This window comes from Streptomyces sp. YJ-C3 (assembly GCF_053891275.1).
Genome location: NZ_CM132685.1, coordinates 628,685 through 645,890 on the forward strand (window position 1 = coordinate 628,685; position 17,206 = coordinate 645,890).

At 71.1% G+C, this 17,206-nt stretch carries 16 protein-coding genes and 1 tRNA gene; 13 read left to right on the forward strand and 4 right to left on the reverse strand.

Annotated features, from left to right (window positions below; genetic code table 11):
• Window positions 1-114: 114 nt before the first annotated feature.
• Window positions 115-1,614, reverse strand: a complete 1,500-nt coding sequence (locus tag ACVHNB_RS02815) for a potassium/proton antiporter (protein WP_428957588.1) — start codon at window positions 1,612-1,614, stop codon at window positions 115-117.
• A 288-nt stretch (window positions 1,615-1,902) separates the two neighbouring features.
• Here ACVHNB_RS02815 and ACVHNB_RS02820 point away from each other — a divergent pair, with 288 nt between their 5' ends.
• Window positions 1,903-4,662, forward strand: a complete 2,760-nt coding sequence (locus tag ACVHNB_RS02820; RefSeq protein WP_456227346.1) for a penicillin acylase family protein — start codon at window positions 1,903-1,905, stop codon at window positions 4,660-4,662.
• 72 nt (window positions 4,663-4,734) lie between these two features.
• Here ACVHNB_RS02820 and ACVHNB_RS02825 read toward each other — a convergent pair whose 3' ends face one another.
• On the reverse strand, window positions 4,735-5,268 hold the full coding sequence (locus ACVHNB_RS02825; protein ID WP_456227347.1) for a 5-formyltetrahydrofolate cyclo-ligase: 534 nt from the start codon (window positions 5,266-5,268) through the stop codon (window positions 4,735-4,737).
• 184 nt (window positions 5,269-5,452) lie between these two features.
• On the opposite strand from ACVHNB_RS02825, the gene galU reads away from it, so the two are divergent.
• From galU to ACVHNB_RS02860, 7 genes are all read left to right on the forward strand, one after another.
• Window positions 5,453-6,355 (forward strand): UTP--glucose-1-phosphate uridylyltransferase GalU, encoded by a 903-nt coding sequence (galU, locus tag ACVHNB_RS02830; RefSeq protein WP_428953018.1) that lies wholly within the window; start codon window positions 5,453-5,455, stop codon window positions 6,353-6,355.
• A gap of 4 nt (window positions 6,356-6,359) precedes the next feature.
• The gene (glp, locus tag ACVHNB_RS02835) at window positions 6,360-7,709 is read left to right on the forward strand and encodes a molybdotransferase-like divisome protein Glp (protein ID WP_428953017.1); all 1,350 of its coding nucleotides are present in this window, start codon (window positions 6,360-6,362) and stop codon (window positions 7,707-7,709) included.
• A gap of 116 nt (window positions 7,710-7,825) precedes the next feature.
• On the forward strand, window positions 7,826-8,308 hold the full coding sequence (gene moaC / locus ACVHNB_RS02840; protein WP_428953016.1) for a cyclic pyranopterin monophosphate synthase MoaC: 483 nt from the start codon (window positions 7,826-7,828) through the stop codon (window positions 8,306-8,308).
• A gap of 64 nt (window positions 8,309-8,372) precedes the next feature.
• Complete coding sequence (locus tag ACVHNB_RS02845) at window positions 8,373-8,888, forward strand: MogA/MoaB family molybdenum cofactor biosynthesis protein (RefSeq protein ID WP_456227348.1); 516 nt, start codon at window positions 8,373-8,375, stop codon at window positions 8,886-8,888.
• Window positions 8,885-9,553 carry a GNAT family N-acetyltransferase gene (locus ACVHNB_RS02850; protein ID WP_428957586.1) on the forward strand — a complete coding sequence of 223 codons (669 nt, stop codon included), beginning with the start codon at window positions 8,885-8,887 and terminating at the stop codon, window positions 9,551-9,553. The genes ACVHNB_RS02845 and ACVHNB_RS02850 overlap by 4 nt, the downstream gene beginning before the upstream one ends.
• A 172-nt stretch (window positions 9,554-9,725) precedes the next feature.
• The gene (sepX, locus tag ACVHNB_RS02855) at window positions 9,726-10,862 is read left to right on the forward strand and encodes a divisome protein SepX/GlpR (protein ID WP_428953014.1); all 1,137 of its coding nucleotides are present in this window, start codon (window positions 9,726-9,728) and stop codon (window positions 10,860-10,862) included.
• Between the two features lie 69 nt (window positions 10,863-10,931).
• Window positions 10,932-11,005, forward strand: a tRNA-Ala gene (locus ACVHNB_RS02860).
• 108 nt (window positions 11,006-11,113) lie between these two features.
• On the opposite strand, the gene ACVHNB_RS02865 is transcribed toward ACVHNB_RS02860, so the two are convergent.
• Window positions 11,114-11,629 (reverse strand): GNAT family N-acetyltransferase, encoded by a 516-nt coding sequence (locus tag ACVHNB_RS02865; RefSeq protein WP_428953013.1) that lies wholly within the window; start codon window positions 11,627-11,629, stop codon window positions 11,114-11,116.
• A 67-nt stretch (window positions 11,630-11,696) separates the two neighbouring features.
• On the opposite strand from ACVHNB_RS02865, the gene ACVHNB_RS02870 reads away from it, so the two are divergent.
• A complete protein-coding gene (locus tag ACVHNB_RS02870) occupies window positions 11,697-12,497 on the forward strand; it encodes an exodeoxyribonuclease III (RefSeq protein ID WP_456227349.1) in 801 nt (266 codons plus the stop codon).
• Between the two features lie 62 nt (window positions 12,498-12,559).
• On the opposite strand, the gene ACVHNB_RS02875 is transcribed toward ACVHNB_RS02870, so the two are convergent.
• Window positions 12,560-13,186 (reverse strand): MerR family transcriptional regulator, encoded by a 627-nt coding sequence (locus ACVHNB_RS02875; protein ID WP_428957585.1) that lies wholly within the window; start codon window positions 13,184-13,186, stop codon window positions 12,560-12,562.
• A gap of 252 nt (window positions 13,187-13,438) precedes the next feature.
• Here ACVHNB_RS02875 and ACVHNB_RS02880 point away from each other — a divergent pair, with 252 nt between their 5' ends.
• From ACVHNB_RS02880 to ACVHNB_RS02895, 4 genes are all read left to right on the forward strand, one after another.
• A complete protein-coding gene (locus ACVHNB_RS02880) occupies window positions 13,439-14,980 on the forward strand; it encodes a flavin-containing monooxygenase (protein ID WP_428953011.1) in 1,542 nt (513 codons plus the stop codon).
• Complete coding sequence (locus ACVHNB_RS02885; RefSeq protein ID WP_456227350.1) at window positions 14,977-15,957, forward strand: alpha/beta fold hydrolase; 981 nt, start codon at window positions 14,977-14,979, stop codon at window positions 15,955-15,957. The genes ACVHNB_RS02880 and ACVHNB_RS02885 overlap by 4 nt, the downstream gene beginning before the upstream one ends.
• A complete protein-coding gene (locus ACVHNB_RS02890; protein WP_428953009.1) occupies window positions 15,954-16,829 on the forward strand; it encodes an SDR family oxidoreductase in 876 nt (291 codons plus the stop codon). The genes ACVHNB_RS02885 and ACVHNB_RS02890 overlap by 4 nt, the downstream gene beginning before the upstream one ends.
• Before the next feature lie 113 nt (window positions 16,830-16,942).
• A complete protein-coding gene (locus ACVHNB_RS02895) occupies window positions 16,943-17,149 on the forward strand; it encodes a hypothetical protein (protein WP_428953008.1) in 207 nt (68 codons plus the stop codon).
• The last annotated feature ends 57 nt before the right edge of the window (window positions 17,150-17,206 follow it).

A 17,206-nucleotide genomic window follows, 5' to 3' on the forward strand; every position in this document is an offset into this window, starting at 1 on the left:
GATCAGGCACTACGAAGCACAGTGCTGCAAGGGGACCGCGGCCGCTTTGCGGTCGCGCCGGCTCTACGTCAGGCAGAGTCGGTGGAACGTGGATCTTTGGTCTACCCGACCATGTTAACGGTCGGTTTCGCCCCCTGTGCCCAGCCAGCCGGCGAGCTTGCCGCCGAGGGCGACGGCCCGCAGGCGCGCCTCCGCGGCGTCGCGCACCGGGTCGGTGGCCACGACCAGCAGTTCGTCGTCCTGGCGCAGCACGGTGGTGGGTGCGGGCACGAAGGACGTCCCGTCGCGCACGACCAGGGTGACGGCGGCGCCCTTGGGCAGCCGCAGCTCGCCGACCTCCACGCCGTGCATCCGGGAGCCCTCGGGGACGGAGACGGACAGCAGATGGCCGCGCAGCCGCTCCAGGGGCGCGGACTCGATGCCGAGGTCCGCGGCCTCGGAGGAGCCCAGCCGCAGCTTCCTGGCGAGCCAGGGCAGCGTGGGTCCTTGGATGAGGGTGTAGACGACGACCAGCACGAAGACGATGTTGAAGATCCGCTGGCTGTCCGCGACGCCGGTCACCATCGGGATGGTCGCCAGGATGATGGGCACGGCGCCGCGCAGGCCGGCCCATGACATGAGGGCCTTCTCCTGCCACGGCATACGGAAGGGCAGCAGGCTGACGACGACTTCCAAGGGGCGCGCGACCATCGTCAGGACGAGTCCGATGATGAGCGCGGGCACGATGTCGTCGGCCAGTTCGTGCGGGGTGACGAGCAGGCCGAGCAGCACGAACATGCCGATCTGTGCGATCCAGCCGAGGCCCTCCGCGAAGCCGCGGGTGGCCGGCCAGTGCGGCAGCTTGGCGTTGCCCATCACCATGGCGGCCAGGTAGACGGCGAGGAAGCCGCTGCCGTGGGCGATGGCGCCCGCGGCGTACGCGACGGTGGCGATGGCCATCACGGCGATCGGGTACAGGCCGGAGGCGGGCAGCGCGACGTGCCGCAGCCCGTAGGAGCCGAGCCACCCGACCGCGAGGCCTATCGCGGCGCCGATCGCGAGCTCCAGGGCGATCTCGCCGATGAGGACGTACCAGTGCTCCACAGGGCCCGCCGCGGAGAAGGCGACGACCAGGATGACCACAGGAGCGTCGTTGAAGCCGGACTCCGCTTCCAGGACGCCGGTGATGCGCTTGGGGAGCGGCACCTTGCGCAGCACGGAGAAGACGGCCGCCGCGTCCGTGGAGGACACCACCGCGCCGATGATGAGGGACTGCCGCCATTCCAGGCCCACCAGATAGTGCGCACCCGCAGCCGTCACCCCGACGCTGACCGCGACCCCCGCGAGCGACAGCGCGACGGCCGCGGGAAGTGCCGGTTTGATCTCCTTCCACTTCGTGCCCAGACCGCCCTCGGCCAGGATCACGACGAGCGCCGCGTAGCCGATGACCTGGGTCAACTCGGCGTCGCTGAAGGAGACGTCGCCGATGCCGTCCTGGCCCATGGCGATGCCGATGCCGAGGTACAGGAGCAGGCTCGGCAGCCCGCTGCGCGAGGAGATGCGCACCGCGGCGACCGCGATGAGCAGGACGAGCGCGCTGACGAGCAGGAGCTGGTTGAGGTGGTGGACAGTCAGGGGCTGTTCCTTCCGCGAGAGGTCGTCTCAGGGGCTGCTGTGGGGGAGTCGCTCCATGAGGCAGCGAGCGAGGTACTTCGTTACCTTACCTAATCGTTAACGCTTTCTTGACGCTCGGGCCGTTTCCTCGAACCTCCGTAGGCGCTCGCTTCCTGACTCCGCGTCCGGGCCCGCACCGCACTGCTCGTATGGTTGCTCCAGCCCTCCCGCCCGTCAGACGCCACCACCCTCGACCGAGGGGCCTTCGAGCCCGCAGCCCAGAGTCAGCGAAGGACAGCAAGGATCGCGATGCCCTCCACTACGAACGCCGCTTCCGGTCGCCAGTCCGGCAGGAAGAAGGGGCGCCGCGCCCGACTGCTCGTGATCGTCCTCGTGTTGGCCGTCGTCGCGGGCATCGGATACGGCGCCTACTGGAGCGTCGACAGCGTGCGTGCCTCCTTGCCGCAGACCACGGGATCCACCCGGCTCGACGGGCTGGACGGGCCCGTCCAGGTCAAGCGGGACGGCTACGGCATCCCGCAGATCTACGCGTCCTCGGACGAGGACCTGTTCATGGCGCAGGGCTTCGTGCAGGCGCAGGACCGGTTCTACGAGATGGACGTGCGCCGTCATACGACCTCCGGTCGGCTCTCCGAGATGTTCGGCAAGGGCCAGGTCAAAACCGATGAGTTCCTGCGCACCCTGGGATGGCACCGGGTGGCACAGAAGGAGTACGACTCCAAGCTCTCGCCCGCGACCAAGAAGTACCTCCAGGCGTACTCCAAGGGAGTCAACGCCTACTTGTCGGGCAAGAGCGGCAAGGACATCTCCGCCGAGTACGTGGCGCTCGGTTTCGAGAACGACTACAAGCCGCAGCAGTGGACGCCGGTCGACTCGGTGGCCTGGCTGAAGGCCATGGCCTGGGACCTGCGCGGCAACATGCAGGACGAGATCGACCGCTCCCTGATGACGAGCCGCCTCGGCCCGAAGCAGATCGCGGACCTCTACCCCGAGTACCCGTACGACCGGAACAAGCCGATCGTGCAGGAGGGCGCCTACAACAGCGCCACCAAGTCGTACGACGCCTCGGCCTCGGGCACCCGGACGCAGAGCGGCACCTCGGGGGCGGCGGGTACCGGCCTGACGGGCGGCGCAGAGGCCCCCAGCGGCCTCCAGAGTCAGCTCGGCGGCCTCGCCGACGTCCTGGACCGGATCCCCGACTCCGCGGGCCTGGGACCCAACGGCAACGGCATCGGCTCCAACTCGTGGGTCGTCTCGGGCGACCACACCATCACCGGCAAGCCGCTGCTCGCCAACGACCCGCACCTGGCGCCGCAACTGCCCTCCGTCTGGTACCAGATGGGCCTGCACTGCACGAGCGTCTCGGCGAAGTGCCAGTACGACGTGACGGGCTACACGTTCGCCGGCATGCCGGGCGTGGTCATCGGCCACAACCAGAACATCTCCTGGGGCCTGACGAACTCGGGCGCCGACGTCACGGACCTCTACCTGGAGAAGTTCAGCGGCGACGGCTACCTGTACGACGACAAGACGGTGCCCTTCACGACCCGCAAGGAGGTCATCAAGGTCGCCGGCGGCAGCCCCAAGACGATCACGATCCGCGAGACGAACAACGGCCCGCTGCTGTCCGACCGCGACGACGAGCTCGTCAAGGTCGGCAAGAAGGCGCCGGTGGGCACCTCCGAGGCCCCCGACCGGGGCGACGGCTACGGCATCGCGCTGCGCTGGACCGCGCTGGAGCCGGGCAACACCATGGACGCCGTCTTCGAGATCGACAAGGCGAAGGACTGGGCCGGGTTCCGCAAGGCGGCCGCCGACTTCCAGGTGCCCTCGCAGAACCTCACGTACGCCGACACCGAGGGCCACATCGGCTACCAGCTGCCCGGCCGCATCCCGACCCGTGGCGAGGGCGACGGCTCGCTCCCGTCGCCGGGCTGGGACTCCAAGTACAGGTGGACCGGCTACATCAAGCAGGCCGAGCTGCCCTACGAGTTCGACCCCAAGCGCGGCTACATCGTGACCGCCAACCAGGCCGTGGTCGACAAGAGCTACCCGTACACGCTCACCACGGACTGGGGCTACGGCACCCGCAGCCAGCGGATCACCGACCTGATCAAGTCGAAGATCGACGGCGGCGGCAAGATCTCCACCGACGACATGCGCAGCATGCAGATGGACAACAGCAGCGAGATCGCCAAGCTCCTGGTGCCCAAGCTGCTCAAGCTCGACGTCAAGGACAAGTACGTCCGTGAGGCGCAGCAGCTCCTGGAGAACTGGGACTACACCCAGAACCCGGACTCGGCCGCGGCCGCGTACTTCAACTCGGTCTGGCGCAACATCCTGAAGCTCGCCTTCGGCAACAAGCTGCCCATGGAGCTGCGGGTCAAGGGGCAGTGCCTGAGCGTCACGCCGGTCGACAACTCGGGTCCGGCCGACGAGGACCGCAAGGTGCGCGAGTGCGGTCAGCGGGACGCGGACTCGGCGCAGCCGGACGGCGGCGACCGTTGGTTCGAGGTCGTCCGCAAGATCATCAACGACGAGGACAACGACTGGTGGAAGGCTCCGGCGACCCGCACCGACAAGGCCACCGTCAACCGTGACCAGCTGTTCGACCGGGCCATGGAGGACGCCCGCTGGGACCTGACGGCCAAGCTCGGCAAGGACATCGACACCTGGAGCTGGGGCCGCCTGCACAAGCTGGAGCTGAAGAACCAGACCCTCGGCACCGAGGGCCCGGGCTGGCTGCAGTACGTGCTCAACCGCGGCCCGTGGAAGCTCGGCGGCGGCGAGGCGGCGGTGAACGCGACCGGCTGGAACGCGGCGGGCGGCTACGGGGTCGACTGGGTGCCGTCGATGCGCATGGTGGTCAACCTGGCCGACCTCGACAAGTCCAAGTGGATCAACCTCACCGGCGCCTCGGGCCACACCTACAGCTCCCACTACACGGACCAGACCGACAAGTGGGTCCAGGGTGAGCTGCTGCCCTGGCACTTCACCGAGAAGGCCGTCTCCGACAACACGTCGGACACGCTGGTCCTCAAGCCGTAGGACAGCACAGCACTGAAAGGGGCCCCCACGCGCGTGGGGCCCCTTTTCGCTTCTCCAGCGCTACCCGCGGGTCTACGTGAAGCGGTGGACTCCCGAGGGCGTCACGACGGCGTGCACGGCCTTGTCGTGCGCCTCCTCGGGGAGGTGTGCGACGACTTCGGTGTCATGGAGCAGCACGACGAGGGCGGCGGGCGCGCCGGCCGCCTCGAGCCGCGCGAGGACCCTGTCGTACGAGCCGCCGCCCCGGCCCAGCCGCATCCCGCGCGCGTCCACGGCGAGCCCGGGCAGCAGCACGACGTCCGCCGCCGTCACGGCACCGGGCCCGAGCCGCTCGCCGCCCGGCTCCAAGAGGGCCATCTTTCCCGCGTGTTGTACGCGGACGAGCGAGGAGGCCCCCTCGTACGTCCCCCAGTCCAGGTCGTTGTCGGGCAGCAGCACCGGCAGCAGGACCCGCACCCCACGCGCGCGGAGCGCGTCGAGCAGCAGTCCGGTCCCCGGTTCGCCGCCCACGGAGACGTACGCCGCCACGGTGCGGGCCGCCGCCACCTCCTCTACCTCGAAGGCCCGCTCGGCGAGAACTTTTTCCGTCTCCCGTGCGTCATCCATTGGCAACGCTTTCCTCACCGCGAGGAACTCCCGTCGCAATGTGCGCTTGTCAGGGTGGGCGCCACGCGGGTCACTTGTGTGCGGGCTCACAGTCGGCTCACAAACCTCTCCTAATCCACGCATATATGTGCCAACAAAGCGGACCCACAGATTCCGCCCATAGGCGCCGGATATGGTGACGGGCATGACTGACTCGCACACCAGGATCACCAAGGCTGTCATCCCTGCCGCGGGCCTCGGCACCCGGTTCCTGCCCGCCACCAAAGCCACTCCCAAAGAGATGCTTCCGGTGGTCGACAAGCCGGCGATCCAGTACGTGGTCGAAGAGGCCGCCTCAGCGGGTCTCGACGACGTCCTCATGATCACAGGCCGCAACAAGCGCCCCCTGGAGGACCACTTCGACCGCAACTACGAGCTGGAGTCCGCCCTTCAGAAGAAGGGCGACGCCAACCGCCTCGCCAAGGTCCAGGAGTCCAGCGACCTCGCGACCATGCACTACGTGCGCCAGGGCGACCCCAAGGGCCTCGGCCACGCGGTCCTGTGCGCGGCCCCGCACGTGGGGCACGAGCCCTTCGCGGTCCTCCTCGGCGACGACCTGATCGACCCGCGCGACCCGCTGCTCGCGCGCATGGTCGAGATCCAGGAGCGCCACGGCGGCAGCGTCATCGCCCTCATGGAGGTCGAGCCCTCGCAGATCCACCTCTACGGATGCGCCGCCGTCGAGGTCACCGAGGACGGCGACGTCGTCAAGGTCACCGACCTCGTGGAGAAGCCGGACCCGGCCGACGCCCCCTCCAACTACGCGATCATCGGCCGCTACGTCCTGGACCCCCACGTCTTCGACATACTGCGCAAGACCGAGCCGGGCCGCGGCGGCGAGATCCAGCTCACCGACGCCCTGCAGCAGCTCGCCGCGGACGAGAAGATCGGCGGCCCCGTGCACGGCGTCGTCTTCAAGGGCCGCCGCTATGACACCGGCGACCGCGGCGACTATCTGCGTGCCATTGTCAGACTCGCGTGCGAACGTGAGGACCTGGGACCGGACTTCCGGACCTGGCTTCGCAGTTACGTCACCGAGGAGATGTAGCACCTTGAGCAGCGCGACCACACCGTCCACCAGCCACGGCCAGCTCTGGTCGGTGGACGAGCACCTGGAGGACATCCTCAGCACCGTCCACCCGCTCGACCCCATCGAGCTGCAACTCCTCGACGCCCAGGGCTGCGTGCTCGTCGAGGACGTGACGGTGCCGGTCTCGCTGCCCCCGTTCGACAACAGCTCGATGGACGGGTACGCGGTGCGCGTCGCCGATGTCGCGGGCGCGAGCGAGGAGTTCCCCGCCGTCCTCACGGTGATCGGCGACGTCGCGGCCGGGCAGGGCGAGCAGCCCACCGTCGGTCCCGGCCAGGCCGCCCGCATCATGACCGGCGCCCCGCTCCCGCCCGGCGCCGAGGCCGTCGTCCCCGTGGAGTGGACCGACGGAGGGCTCGGCGCGGGCCCGGTCTCCTCGATGCCCGCCCACAGCACCGCCCCCGAAGGCGCCTCGGGAGAGGTCCGGGTCCACCGCCCCGCCGAGGCACGCGCGCACGTACGCGCGCAGGGCAGCGACGTCCAGGCCGGCGACCGCGCCCTCACCACCGGCACGGTGCTGGGCCCGCCGCAGATCGCGCTGCTCGCCGCCATCGGCCGCGGCACCGTCCGCGTACGCCCGCGCCCGCGCGTGGTCGTCATCTCCACCGGCAGCGAACTCGTCCAGCCCGGCGAGTCGTTGGCCCAGGGCCAGATCTACGACTCCAACAGCTTCGCCCTCACGGCCGCGGCCCGGGACGCCGGAGCCATCGCCTACCGGGTCGGTGCCGTCTCCGACGACGCCGAGACGCTCCGCTCCACCATCGAGGACCAGCTCATCCGCGCCGACCTCGTCGTCACGACCGGCGGCGTCAGCGTCGGCGCGTACGACGTCGTCAAGGAAGCCCTCTCCTCGATCGGCGACCCCGACGAGGAGGACGGCATCGGCGCGGGCAGCGGCGTCGAGTTCCGCAAGCTCGCCATGCAGCCCGGCAAGCCGCAGGGCTTCGGCTCCATCGGCCCCGACCACACCCCGCTGCTCGCCCTGCCGGGCAACCCGGTCTCCTCGTACGTCTCCTTCGAACTCTTCGTCCGGCCCGCGATCCGCGCCCTGATGGGCCTGCCCGGCGACTCCGTGCGGCGCCCCACCACGCGCGCGGTGCTGGCCACCGACAAGGCGCTGACCTCCCCGGACGGGCGCCGCCAGTTCCTGCGGGGCGCGTACGACGCGGCGGCGGGCGAGATCGCACCCGTCGGCGGCTCCGGCTCGCACCTGATCGCGGCGCTCGCCCACGCGGACGCGCTCATCGTGGTGCCCGAGGACGTGACGTCGGTGGAGCCCGGCACCGAGGTCGACGTGGTCCTCCTGCGCTGAGCGCCGGTGAACAGGCGCTCACCGGTCCGGCTGTCCGGGGCTCGCGATACCGTGTCGCGCACAACAGTCCGGCGCGCCGCACCGCGCACGGCTCGGATCGGGAGCGCCACAGCACCATGAGCACTTCGCAGGACCGACTGACCCACATCGACGAGGCGGGCGCCGCCCGGATGGTCGACGTGTCGCAGAAGGACGTCACCGCGCGCACCGCCCGCGCCAGCGGTCGCGTCCTCGTCTCGCCGCGCGTGGTCGAACTGCTGCGCGGCGAGGGCGTGCCCAAGGGCGACGCTCTCGCGACGGCCCGTATCGCCGGGATCATGGGCGCCAAGCGCACCCCCGACCTGATCCCGCTCTGTCACCCGCTGGCCGTGTCCGGCGTGAAGCTGGACCTGTCCGTGGCCGACGACGCGGTGGAGATCCTCGCCACCGTGAAGACCACGGACCGTACGGGCGTCGAGATGGAGGCCCTCACGGCGGTCTCGGTCGCCGCGCTCACGGTCGTCGACATGATCAAGGCGGTCGACAAGGGAGCGGTCATCACGGACGTCCGCGTGGAGGAGAAGACGGGCGGCAAGTCGGGCGACTGGAGCCGGGCATGACTCCGGGCCGGCTCGCGCAGTTCCCCGCGCCCCCGCAGGGGCGCGCACCCGAAGGAGTCCGCGCATGAGCGGGAATTACCGCGCCCTCGTCGTCACCGCCTCCAACCGGGCCGCCGCCGGCGTCTACGAGGACAAGGGCGGGCCGCTCATCGCCGAAGGCCTCCAGAAGATGGGCTTCAGCGTGGAGGGCCCCCAGGTCGTGCCGGACGGCGACCCCGTGGAGGCCGCGCTGCGGGCCGCGGTCGAGGCGGCGTACGACGTCGTCGTCACCACCGGCGGCACCGGCATCTCGCCCACCGACCGCACGCCCGAGGCGACGGCCCGCGTCATCGACACCCACGTACCGGGCATCCCCGAGGCCATCCGCGCGTACGGGCGCGAGAAAGTGCCCACCGCCGCGCTCTCGCGTGGCCTCGCCGGGGTCGCCGGGCGCACACTGATCGTGAACCTGCCGGGTTCGAGCGGCGGGGTGAAGGACGGCCTGGCCGTCCTGGAGCCGCTGCTGACCCACGCCGTCGACCAGATCCGCGGCGGCGACCACCCCAGACCCGATGCCCATGCCGCCGGGGGTGCGCACTGAACAGCCCGTCCTGGCCCGTCGTCCTGGCGGAGGGCGATGTCGTCCTCCGCCCCATAAGGCTGCGCGACCAGCGCGCCTGGCGCGAGGTCAACCGCCGCAACCGCGACTGGCTGCGCCCCTGGGAGGCGACGATCCCGCCGCCCACGCCCAGCGGCCCGATCGCGCACCGCCCGACGTACCGTCAAATGGTGCGCCATCTGCGCTCGGAGGCGAACGCGGGCCGGATGCTGCCCTTCGTCATCGAGTACCAGGGCCGCCTCGTGGGCCAGCTGACGGTCGCCGGGATCACCTGGGGCTCGATGTGCTCGGGCCACGTCGGCTACTGGGTGGACCAGGGCGTGGCCGGGCGCGGAGTGATGCCCACGGCCGTCGCGCTCGCCGTCGACCACTGCTTCCGCACGGTGGGCCTGCACCGCATCGAGGTCTGCATTCGCCCGGAGAACGGGCCGAGCCGTCGCGTCGTGGAGAAACTCGGATTCCGCGAGGAGGGGCTGCGTCCACGGTATCTTCACATCGACGGTGGCTGGCGCGATCATCTCGTCTTCGCGCTCACCGCCGAGGAGGTCCCGGAAGGGCTCCTGAAGCGCTGGCGCCGCGAGCGGCCGGGCAACAGCGCAGGTCCGGGTGCCCCCAACGCCGTGGATCCCGGTGCGCCCTCGAAATAAAATAAATGTTCGAAATTGATCGGTGAACGACCGTCGGAGCCATTAAATTCGCGCCCCGGTCAGCCAGTTGATCGCACCAGTCGCAAAAAAAGCTCGAAATATCAGCCAGATCGTGCGACACACCGGCCCAATTGGCGGATGGCCTCACGCAAACCCCTCTACGGTGTGAGGCGTGAGCAGCAGCGGCCTCATCTACGCAGTCATCGTCGGGGCCTGGGCCGCCTACTTGGTGCCGATGTGGCTCCGTAGGCAGGACGAGCTGAACGAAGCCCGTCCGACGGAACGCTTCAGCACCGCCATCCGTCTTCTCTCCGGACGAGCGGGCATGGAGCGCCGGTACGCCAAGGACCTGCAGGCGCGCTCGCCCGAGACGGACGAGTGGCGCGGCGCCCCGGCCGACCCGGACGCGACCACCGACACGGTGGACGTCCGGGCCCTCGTCGCGCCCCCGGCCGGCGAGCGGGAACACCCGGAACCCGTCCACGAGCCCGAGCCCCGGCCCGCGCCCGAACCCGCGGCCCCGGCCAAGCCCCGCCCCCCGCGCGTCACTTCCGCGGAGGCACAGGCCCGTGCCCGGCGCTCCAAGGTGCTCGCGCGCCGCCGCCGCACGACCGTCCTCCTCTTCGCCGCCTTCACCGTCGGCGCCGTCGTGGCCGGGGTCGGCGGCGTCGCGTTCCTGTGGGCGCCCGCCGCGCCCGCGCTCCTGCTCAGTACGTACATCGTCTATCTGCGGGCCCAGGAGCGACGCCGCTTCGCCTACGTCATGGACCGTCGCCGAGCCGAGATCGCCGCGCAGCGCCTGCGGGACCGGCAGCCGCGCCGCCGCCAGCCCGCCGCGCAGCGCGCCGCCGCGGAGGACCCGGAGGAAGGCCCGGGTGCCGAGCCGGCCACCGACCCCGGCCTCGAGGCGCTCGCCGCCGACCGGCGCGCGCTCGTCGAGCAGACCGACCACGCGGAGTGGGTCGACCAGCAGCGCGAGCGGCAGCGCCGCCCGGGCCCCGGCGAGAGCTGGGACCCCGTCCCGGTACCGCTGCCCACCTACGTGACCGCGCCGGTCGCCCCCCGGGCCGGCGGCGGCGTCGACTACGGCGCCCCCGAGACCTGGAGCGCGGCCCGCTCCTCGGCGGCGGAGCAGTCCGCCGCCGAGGAGCGGCAGGAGCAGCCGGAACAGGAGCAGACGGCCGACGGCGGACGCAGCGACGCCCGCCGCGCCGCCTCCGCCCGGCGCTCCCGCGAGCGCGGCCGCACGCCGCTCTTCGACCAGTACGACGACGGCGCCGACGGCCGTCCGCGCGCCGCCAACGAGTGACCGGCTGACCAGCCAGGGAACGGATTTCCACGTACCCGGATCGGGATGCTAGAGTTTCACTCGTTGCAAGGGCCTGTGGCGCAGTCTGGTAGCGCACCTCGTTCGCATCGAGGGGGTCTGGGGTTCAAATCCCCACAGGTCCACCGCAATTGAGAACCCCGCCGGGAAACCGGCGGGGTTCTTGCTTTGCCCGGACGACCGCGGCCCGGGCCCGGGAGCGGACGGTTCCCCCCGGGGCCGGGGCGGCGCGACTAGCGCGACTGGAGCGGCTTGGCGAAGCAGCGGCTCAGGTTCTCGAAGCGGTAGTGGCCGAACTTGTCGCACGGCTCGTAGGCGCTCGACAGGTACAGCGCTATGGCCTCCGGCTGCTTCGTGCCCGTCTCCAGGACCATGCGGGTGCGGCCCGCCGCACGCGCGTCCTCCTCCAGGGCCGCGAGGATGCGCCGGGCCAGGCCCAGGCCGCGCGCCTCGGGTGTGACGTACATCCGCTTCAGCTCGGCGTCGCCGTCCGAGTAGTTCTCCTCGTTCTCGTCCTGCGCGCGCCAGCCGCCGGTCGCGAGCGGGGTGCCCGACGCGTCGTACGCGATCAGGTACAGGCCCTGCGGCGGGGTGAACATCGTCGGGTCGAGCGGGGTGACATCGCCCTCGTCGCCGTAGCGCTCCGCGTACTCGAGCTGGACGCGGTCGTTCAGCGCCACCGCGTCCGGGTGGCCGAAGGAGACGGGGCGCAGGGTGATCGCGGCGGCGGGCGCGGGTTGAATAGTCATGCGTCTGATCGTAACTCTATGCTTCAGGGTGCGGCTTACCTGTCAAGTGTGCCGGTACGGTGGCCCGGTGCTGACTGTGACCTCTGTGAACGTGAACGGGCTGCGAGCCGCCGCCAAGAAGGGCTTCGTGGAGTGGCTCGCCGAGACCTCCGCCGACGTGCTCTGCCTGCAGGAGGTGCGCGCCGAGCCGGAGCAGCTGCCCGCCGGGGTGCGGGAGCCCGAGGGCTGGCACGTCGTGCACGCCCCGGCCGCCGCCAAGGGCCGGGCCGGCGTCTCGCTGTACGCGCGGCGCGAGCCGGAGCGGGTCCAGATCGGCTTCGGGTCGGCGGAGTTCGACGGCAGCGGCCGGTACGTCGAGGCCGACCTGCCCGGTGTCGTCGTCGCCAGCCTCTACCTGCCCTCCGGCGAGGTCGGGACCGAGCGCCAGGACGAGAAGATCCGCTTCATGGCCGAGTTCCTCGAATACCTGAAGGGGCTGCGCGCGCGGGCCGCCGCCGAGGGCCGCGAGGTCGTCGTCTGCGGCGACTGGAACATCGCCCACGCCGAGGCCGACCTCAAGAACTGGAAGGGCAACAAGAAGAACTCCGGCTTCCTGCCCGAGGAGCGGGAGTGGCTGAGCCAGGTCTTCGAGGCGGCGGACGGTGGCTACGTCGATGTCGTGCGGGCCCTGCATCCGGGCGTCGAGGGGCCGTACTCGTGGTGGTCGTACCGGGGGCGGGCCTTCGACAATGACGCAGGTTGGCGCATCGATTATCACGCCGCGACGCCCGGGCTCGCCGGTCGGGCGGTCAAGGGGTTCGTGGAGCGGGCCGCCACGCACGAGGAGCGGTGGTCGGATCACGCTCCTGTGACGGTCGTCTACGAGTAGGCGCGGAGTTCGGTCCGGGGCTTACGTCCCCTCGAGCACGGTGATGGCCGCCGCTCTCACGCTCACGAACCGGGCGGCGCTCCCAGTTTGCGGTCCAGGGCCATGGAGAGTTCCGCCTCCACGACCGACTTGGCCAGGGGGCGCAGGCGCTGGACGTCCTTCTCGGTGCCGTGCGCGAGGATCATCTCCGTGAAGAGCGTGGCCAGGGCGTCCGCGTGGTCGCGCACCCGGGCCCCCGCCGCGAGGACGTCCGCCAGGGGGATGCCCTCGCGCACCAGCGCCGCCGAGACCTCCAGGAGGCGGCGGCTGATGTGCACGATCTCCTCGCCGTCGGTGCCCAAGTAGCCCAGGTCCAGGGCGGCTTGGAGGTTCTCGGGGGTGACCTCCCCCGCGAAGTGGTCGGCCAGTTCCGTGGCGGAGAGGCGGACCGGGGTCTCCTCCGTGGGTTCGCCGAGGCCGAGGAGCTCGCCCACGTCGCGGCCGCGGTCGAAGGCCTCGGAGAGTTCGGCGATGCCGGTGAGGGTGTGGCCGCGGTCGAGGAGGGCGGCGATGGTGCGCAGGCGGGTCAGGTGGCTCTCGTCGTACCAGGCGATGCGGCCCTCGCGCCGGGGCGGCTTGATCAGGCCGCGTTCGCGGTAGAAGCGGACGGTGCGCACCGTGATGCCGGCCGCCCTGGCCAGCTCCGCCATGCGGAACTCGCGGTGCTCGTCGCCCCGGCCGCCTTCGTCTCCCGGTTCCGCCGCTTCTTTCGCCACGTCGGAAACCCTAGGGCAAGCATCGGGGGCCGAGGGATCCCGGTGCGGGGCGGTGGCCGGACGACCGGTGGCTGTACCGGCGGTAACTTTCCTCGGCACGACCCCTACCCATCAGTACGGTGCTGCTCTACCCTCCAATTGTGCCAGTGTTCACTGGCAGAGTCGCGCGGCAAGGGAGGCGCCGGGATGGCCGAGCAGGAGCACGAGCACGTACGGGTGGCGGTGATCGGGTCCGGCTTCGGCGGGCTGGGCGCGGCGGTCAGACTGCGCCGCGAGGGCGTCACCGACTTCGTGGTCCTGGAGCGGGCCGGCGCGGTCGGCGGCACCTGGCGCGACAACAGCTACCCGGGCTGCGCCTGCGACGTGCCGTCCCACCTCTACTCGTTCTCGTTCGCGCCGAACCCGGACTGGCCGCGCACCTTCTCCGGACAGGAGCGCATCCGGGAGTACCTGGAGCACGTCGCCGACACCTTCCGGCTGCGGCCGCACATCCGCCTCGACTCCGAGGTGACGCAGCTGCGGTGGGACAACGACAGGCTGTGGTGGGAGATCGACACCGCGAGCGGCACCCTCACCGCCGATGTCGTCGTCTCCGCCACCGGGCCGCTGTCCGACCCGAAGACGCCGGACATCGCCGGGATCGACACCTTCCCCGGCAAGGTCTTCCACTCGGCGCAGTGGGACCACGACTACGACCTGCGCGGCAAGCGCGTCGCCATGATCGGCACCGGCGCCTCCGCCATCCAGATCGTGCCCGCCATCCAGAAGGAGGTCGGGCGGCTCACCCTCTTCCAGCGCACGCCTCCGTGGGTCATGCCGCGCGCCGACCGGAACATCACCAAGGCCGAGCGCTGGCTGCACCGCCAGCTGCCCTTCACCACCCAGGCGCGGCGCGGACTCCTGTGGGGCATCCGGGAGTTGCAGGTCCAGGCGTTCACCAAGCGGCCCGATGAGCTGGGCCTGGTGGAGAACCTCGCCAAGCGGAACATGCACCGGGCGATCAAGGACCCGGCGCTGCGCGCCAAGCTCACCCCGGACTACCGCATCGGCTGCAAGCGGATCCTGCTGTCGAACACGTACTATCCGGCGCTCGCCCAGCCGAACGTCGACGTCGTCGCGTCCGGGCTGAGCGAGATCCGCGGGAACACCCTCGTCGCCGCCGACGGCAGCGAGGCCGAGGTCGACGCGATCATCTTCGGTACCGGGTTCCACGTCACCGACATGCCGATCGCGCAGCGGGTCATCGGCGCGGAGGGCGTCAGCCTGGCGGAGAGCTGGAAGGGCGGCATGGCCGCGCTGCGCGGGGCGACCGCCGCCGGGTTCCCGAACTTCATGACGGTCATCGGGCCGAACACCGGACTCGGGAACTCCTCGATGATCCTGATGATCGAGTCCCAGCTGAACTATCTGGCCGACTACATGCGGCAGTTGAACGTGCTGGGCGGCCGCGTCGCCCTCACCCCGCGCGAGACCGCCGTCGCCGGCTGGAACAACCGCGTGCAGGACCGGATGAAGCGCACCGTGTGGAACACCGGTGGCTGCAACAGCTGGTACCTCGACGAGAACGGGGTCAACACCACCGTGTGGCCCGGCACCACGACCGAGTTCCGGCAGGCCACACGCCATGTGGACGTGGGGGAGTACGAGGTGGTCCGCGCTCCCGCCGGCCCGCCGGAGCCGCGTACCGGGCGGGGCAGGAAGAAGACGGTGGAGGCGAGCGCCGCATGAGCCGGCTGATGCACATGGCCACCGGGCCCTTCGCGCCGCCGGTCGCCGCCGAGGAGCTGACCGCCGTCTCGGCCGACGGGGCGCGGCTGCACGTCGAGGTGCACGGGCCCGCCGACAGCGGCGACGCGCCCGCCGTCGTGCTGTCGCACGGCTGGACCTGCTCGACGGCCTTCTGGGCCGCGCAGGTGCGCGCCCTCGCCACCGACCACCGCGTGATCGTGTACGACCAGCGGGGGCACGGCCGCAGCCCGGCCTCCGCCCGGCTGCCGTACACCGCGGACATGCTGGCCGACGATCTGGAGGCCGTGATCGGCGCGACGCTCGCGCCGGGCGAGCGGGCGGTGTTCGCCGGGCATTCCATGGGCGGCATGACGATGATGGCCTCGGCGGGCCGGCCGGTGTTCCGGGAGCACGCCGCCGCGGTGCTGCTGTGCAGCACGGGCAGTTCGGAACTCGTGGCCGAGGCGACGGTGGTGCCGCTGCTGCCCGCGGGCGCGCTGCGGACCCGGGTGACCCGCTCGGTCCTCGGCTCGAAGGCGCCGCTCGGCCCGGTCACGCCGGTGGCCAGGCGGATCCTGCGGTTCGCGACGATGGGCCCGGGGTCGGCGCCCGGCAAGGTCGAGGCCTGCGCGCGGATCGTGCACGCGTGTCCGCGCGGGGTGCGGTACGGCTGGTCGCACGTACTGGAGAGTCTCCAACTGGACGCCAACGTGCCGGAGTTGACGATGCCCGTGGCCGTCCTCGCCGGGACCGTGGACCGGATGACGCCCGTCGTGCACGCCCGGCGGATCGCCGCCGCGCTGCCGAACTGTGTGGGCCTGACCGAGCTGGCGGGCCTCGGTCACATGACGCCCGTCGAGGCGCCGGAGGCCGTCACGGCGAAGATCCGTGAACTGACCGGGGCATACCTGGAGTCGGAGCCCCCGTCGCAGTCGCAGTCGCAGTCGGATTCGGAGAAGGGAGCGGATGTCGCATGAGCAGGGTCAGCCTGGAGGGTCAGGTCGCGGTCGTCACGGGTGCGGCGCGCGGTGTGGGTGAGCTGCTCGCCCGCAAGCTGTCGGCGCGCGGCGCGAAGATCGCGCTGGTCGGTCTGGAGCCGGACGAGCTGAAGCAGGTCGCGGGCCGGCTGCACGCCGACGCGGACTGGTGGCACGCCGACGTCACGGACCACGAGGCGATGGCGCGGGTCGCGCAGGAGGTGAAGGAGCGGTTCGGGAAGGTCGACATCGTCGTCGCGAACGCCGGTGTGGCGACGGGCGGCCCCTTCGTGGACTCGGACCCGGTCGCCTGGCGGCGCGTCATCGAGGTCAACCTCATCGGCTCGGCGGTGACCGCCCGCGCCTTCCTGCCCGTCCTCATGGAGTCGCGCGGCTACCTGCTGCAGATCGCCTCGCTCGCCGCGATCACGCCCGCGCCGATGATGACCGCGTACTGCGCGTCGAAGTCGGGCGTGGAGGCGTACGCGCACAGCCTGCGCGCCGAGGTCGGCTACAAGGGCGTACGCGTCGGCGTCGGTTACCTGTCCTGGACCGACACCGACATGGTGCGCGGCGCCGACCAGGACGACGTGATGCGCGAGCTGCGCCAGCGGCTGCCGTGGCCGTCGAACAAGACGTATCCGCTGGGCCCGGCCGTCGACCGGATCGTGGCGGGCATCGAGCGGCGCTCCTCGCACGTGTACGCGCAGTGGTGGCTGCGCGGCATGCAGGGCATCCGCGGACACCTGCCCGGGATCATCGGGGCCGTGGGGCAGCGCGAGATGCGGCGGTTCGAGCCGCGGCTCGGCAGCGTGTCGCGCGGTCTGGTGGGTGCGGGCGGTGCCGCCGATGAATCGGTACGCGGGGGCTGACCTGGGGTTTCGTCCGATGCGCACGGTCAGTCATTGATCGAAATGCGCCGAATGTCCATGCATGTCAGTCTGGTCGAGCCCGCATCCCCTCACCCACTACGGGAGTGAACAGCATGGGCATCATGGACCAGTTCAAGGACAAGGGCGAAGAGCTCTCCAACAAGGCCAAGGACGCCCTCGGCGGCGCCCAGGACGAGGCGAGCGAGCGCGCCTCGCAGGCCCAGGACGAGGCGAGTGAGCGCAGCTCGCAGGCCCCGGACCAGGCGAAGCAGGCCGCCCAGGACGCGCAGGACAAGTTCAACCAGGACTACGACGCCTGACGTCCGTCCGCAGGACTGATCGACCCCCGCCCGGGACGCCGGGCGGGGGTCGATTCC